Raw genomic sequence first — 4,839 nt, forward strand, 5'->3', positions numbered from 1 at the left:
TTTTCTTCTGCATTCTGAATCATCGTCCGGAATTTACAGATCTGAAATTCTTTTCCGCCCTCTGTCAGACGCGTCTGCTTATAAAACACCGGTCCGCGGTCAGTCAGATAAATCGACAGCGCCACCAGAAGGAAAAATGGCGACAGCACCACCAGCCCTGCACCGGAACAAACCACATCCAACGCACGCTTCCAAAAACGCTGCATACCGGATATATCCTCGTTTCTGGATAGTAACAGCGGACTGTCGAAAATATCCAGTTCTTCCGATGTCCGTATCAGGATGTCCGAAAGTTTCGGCACCGTGTAGGTCCGGATGTCACGTTCGAAACATTTTTTCAGCAGAGCATTGCGGTCTTTTGCCGGAATATCTCCGATAATCAAGGCATCAAATTCCTGTGCTTCCCGGATGATCGCATCCATTCCTGCCCGGATATGAATTGCCTTTGCCAGATAATATTTATCTTCACGTGAATTGATTTTTTCCATTAAATGAAACGCCGGGCGATCTCCGCACACCAGCAGCATTTTTCTGGGCGGAAATAAAAACCGGTATAACCGCTGAAACAGAATTGTCCAGACAATCGCTGTCAAAAGCTGCACGAGCGTCATGGCAGTCAAAATCTTTGGATCATGGAATTTTTTATCCAACAGCGATATTTGTATGTAAGTAATTACGTTCAAAAGACCTATTGACAAGATCTGGGAACAGAGCAGGTTTCCTTTTTTCAGATACCCGATTCGAAATCCCCCGTATGTCATCAGGAAGAAAAATAAAAGTCCCGCATACAGGGCAATCATCAGCCAGTTTCCTCTCCTCCAGAAAGGAAATTCAATTAATTTATTGAAATAACCGTTCCAGACACATCCATATATGCCTGTTATCACGCCCATCAGGATAGCCGCGCTTCCGATTCGGAACAGTCTCTTGAATGGTTCGTATTGTCTCAAATTGTTTCCTCTTTCATTGTTTTTTCCCGATCATCCTTGACCCGGATCGATAATTCTACCTGACGCGTTTTTCCCAAAAATGGGATTTCCACTGTCACAACACGCTTGCGGAATCGCTTTCGCACAATCTGCCCCAGCAGCTCTCCTAAAATTCCTTCCGCCGATACAATCTCTCCAGCCTCGTTTGCATGTACCAGAAATCGTCTCACTGTATGCTGCGAATCTCCTCGAATCAGTTCCTTAAAAAGCATTTCCTCCGATGATTCTATTGCAAACACTTGCCCGTCCATCAGCAATTGGGCTTTTCCTGCCAACCTATGAACATTCTCTTCCAAACGCTGTGGGTCTTCTGTGTCCACAAAAATATACCCCGGAAACATTGGTTCCACGCCAATCTGATAAATACCTTCCCGCCTCCAGGTTCGCTCTTTAAGCAACACAAAGCAGGGGTTCTCCGCATGTTCCGAATAAACCCGGTTTAATTTCTCCGCTATCTGTTTTTCGCTTCCCACAGTTGTCTGCACTACGTACCACATACCGGGTTTCTTCCTCTCAGTTCTTCCGTTTTCGCAGAATACCCTGTTCTGCGAAAATATCAGCGCAGTTTGATAAAACAAATTGTTAGTATTTCTGAAAATAAAGGTTTTTTATTTGATATTGATTTAGAATTTGATGAATTTTTAATCAGAAACTTCTATCTTAATAATTTCCTAATAGATTCTTGGCAGAAACTTCTATTGAATTCGCAAAAAAAGCATAGTATAATGTACAGAGATTTCGCAGAACAGGGTATTCTGCGAAATATTTCTTTTTAAACAGCTTTCCAGAATTTTATATATTGATTATTTTATGCATTTTTATACATGACGATTATCTCTCTGCAGACTTAAAAAAGCTCCGGAAACGACTTTTCCTGTCATTTCCGGAGCTAACTTTCTCCCATTATTAATATGTACGTTCAGAATCTTTTTTACATTTACTGTTGTATCTGATTTCCCCCTACTCATTCCGTATCGCCGCCAACGGACTCAGCTTCATTGCGCGCATCGCCGGGAAGAATCCGGCTGCCATGCCGATGATGATGGCAAATCCTACCGACGGAACTGCCAGCCAGATCGGGATCACGGACAGTTTTCCATCCATTCCATATAAAAAAGTCGCTGCCAGAAACTGGTTAATCAGCACGGAAACCATAAAACTCAGCGCCAATCCGATGAGTCCTCCCATGAAACCGATAAAACCTGCCTCAATCAGAAACATATTTCGGATGGTTGCAAGGGAACATCCCAGCACTTTCAGCACGCCAATCTCTTTCGTCCGCTCATAGATGGACATCATCATCGTGTTGGCAATGCCGATCGCAGCTACCAGCAGGGAAACAGCGCCGATGCCGCCGAGGGCTGCCTGGATCATGTTGGACTGCTGTTTGGACTGTTCCAGCCATTCCATCTGGCTGTTTGCCTCATAGCCCATGTTGCTGATGGCTTTCTGTACCTCTATTACATGATCCATATCGTCCACATTGACCTTCGCTTCCTCATATACAAAATAATTGTACGGTTTTCCTTTTTTATTGGTCGGCTGACCCGGAATCGGCTTTTTCTTGAACACCTGTTTTAGCAGTGTCTTGAGCTTATCCAGATCAACGTAGACGCCGTAGCTATAATCACTCCACTCATCCGGTCCGCCTGCGACCAGACCGGCGGTTTTCAGCATATATTTCTTCGGAGCCGCCACCTTCTGGCTGCCGTCATCACCGCCGGAATTGCTCTTAGACTGATAGTAGGCATCCGTGTCAAAGATCGTGAACATCGGCTTATTGATAAAATCGATATCCGGCATCTCTCCGGTGTCCCAATAGCCTTTTCCCGTCTTAGCATTGCTGAAATTCTGCGCGACCATGTTTCCGACCACCATCTCCATATTCTTCGTTTCGGCAGTCGGCAGACTTCCTTCCCCCAGCTTGATATTCTTCATTGCTCCCAAGGGGATCCCATGCAGCTGCACATTTCCCTCGTAGACACCCTGACGCATAATCACATTCAGGTTCAGATCCGGATAAGCACTTGTCACATGCGGAATCTTCTCAAATGCCTTCATCGTCTCATCCGTCATGAAGCTGTCCTCTGGATTTTTCTTATCGCTGGAATTTCCATTGTCATAATTATACACCTGAATCGCGGTCAGGCTTCCATAGGAAGAATACTGTTTGATGGTAAATTCTTTCAGTCCTATTCCGATGGAAACCATGACAACGATCGATGCCGTACCAATCACGACTCCCAGAACCGTCAGAAAGGTACGGAGCTTTCTGCGAAACAGGTTGTTGACGCTCATCGTCAGCAGATCACTGAATCTCATTTTCACCGGTCCTTTCTATTTTTTCTTTCTTTTCAGATGATCGTTTTGTTCTTTTTCAACGTCCTTTGTTTCGTCTTCCGATACATCTGCTGTCGTCATTTCCGGCTCGCCCAGCTCATTGTCCAGTTCCTCTTCTAATTCGTCTTCAAGCGCCTTTTCTTCTCCTATTTTCTTCTTCTTCCTCTTCCAGACAACTACACCGGCACCTGCGCCCACCAGCGCAGCGATCACAAGCATCGGAGCGATCCGACCAGCGCCGCCCGCTTGCGCCGCATCGGCATCTGCATCCATGCCGTTGTCCATTCCATCCATGCCGTCCATCCCGTCATCGGAAAACGCCTCACTCACGTTCAGAAGCATTTCTTTTTCAGTCTCTGAAACGACTCCATTTTCATCCTCATAGGAAATGATAATCTTCACTTTTCCATCATCGGTTGTCGGCGCAATCGCGGTCAGCATCGTATCGACATTACCGGTTTCGCCCGGCTTGATATTCCCCACGTAAGCGTCAGCTGGTTGGATAGAATCTGCCTCAAAACGCGCCATAACATTGTAAAGAATTACTTTTCCGGTGTTGTTGATGCCAAACATGACATTCGTCTCAGAACCAACCTCGATCGCATCCGGCATCACATCGATCGTGCTGGTGTTCAGCCGCGGCTCCTGTTTGACCGGGAGGGCAATTTTGACTTCTTCCTTGGCATTTTTAAATTCCGGGCTGTCGTACTGCTCCTGAATCGTCATGCGGTATGATTTCTGTTCCGCCGTCGGCGCCGCCTTGAACACCATCGAGAGATCCGCCGTCGCCCCCGGCGCCATGTTATTGACAACTACGGAGGTGGAACCGCTCTCGGATGTAAAGATCGGCGTATTTTCAACTTCTTCCGAAGCAAATGTAAACATAATATTGGAAGCTGCCACATCCGAAGACGCATTCTTCATCCGCACACGCAGTTCAAACGGCTGTCCGGCATAGATCTCTGCCGGGATCGTCTCGAAGCTGTCCACGATGATACGCGCCTTGGTTCGATCCTGCTCGCCCGCATCTGCCGACAGCTCATCGTCATCTTTTCCCTTGACGCGCACGTAAAACACCTTGTCCACCGGCTCCGAAAATTCTCCGCCCTCTTCTTCGCGGTATGTAACCAGATAGTGAATCGGGAAAAAGCCCGATTTTACATCCTCGCGCACCATCATGCTGTACGGAACCGTCACCATCTGCCCCGGTTCCATATCCCCCATTTTACGGTTATAGTTGCCCTCATTGATATCAAACGGGAATTTCGTAATATCTGCGTCAAGCTGCATATCCACGCGGACATCGTAAACCTTTTTAAGTCCCGTATTGGTCAGGTTCACGCCAAAATCCATGACCTGATTGTACCCCGCATACGGCGTCTGCTGGTTATCGCCGATGGAAAAATCGTAATCCAGCTTCGTGTTGTCGTCTTCCTCGGTGGAGGAACCGTCGTAAGCGGAAACCCAGATGTTGATGCCGACTTTTAGGCTGTCATCAATATAGAAAAAC

Annotated in this window: 4 protein-coding genes; all 4 read right to left on the reverse strand. The window is 46.7% G+C overall.

Going from position 1 to position 4,839, the window contains the following annotated elements; all coding sequences use genetic code 11:
• Positions 1–950: sugar transferase (locus tag QVO97_RS06740; protein ID WP_288189216.1), on the reverse strand; the 950-nt coding region annotated here is incomplete at its 3' end.
• The gene (locus QVO97_RS06745) at positions 947–1,486 is read right to left on the reverse strand and encodes a transcription termination/antitermination NusG family protein (RefSeq protein WP_022359607.1); all 540 of its coding nucleotides are present in this window, start codon (positions 1,484–1,486) and stop codon (positions 947–949) included. The genes QVO97_RS06740 and QVO97_RS06745, both read right to left, overlap by 4 nt.
• A 463-nt stretch (positions 1,487–1,949) precedes the next feature.
• Positions 1,950–3,311, reverse strand: a complete 1,362-nt coding sequence (locus QVO97_RS06750; RefSeq protein ID WP_022359608.1) for an ABC transporter permease — start codon at positions 3,309–3,311, stop codon at positions 1,950–1,952.
• Between the two features lie 15 nt (positions 3,312–3,326).
• On the reverse strand, positions 3,327–4,839 hold a 1,513-nt coding region (locus tag QVO97_RS06755), incomplete at its 5' end, for a COG1361 S-layer family protein (RefSeq protein WP_288189217.1).

The sequence above is a fragment of the Clostridium sp. CAG:43 genome, from assembly GCF_000434655.1.
Taxonomy (GTDB): Bacteria; Bacillota; Clostridia; order Lachnospirales; family Lachnospiraceae; genus Otoolea; species Otoolea fessa.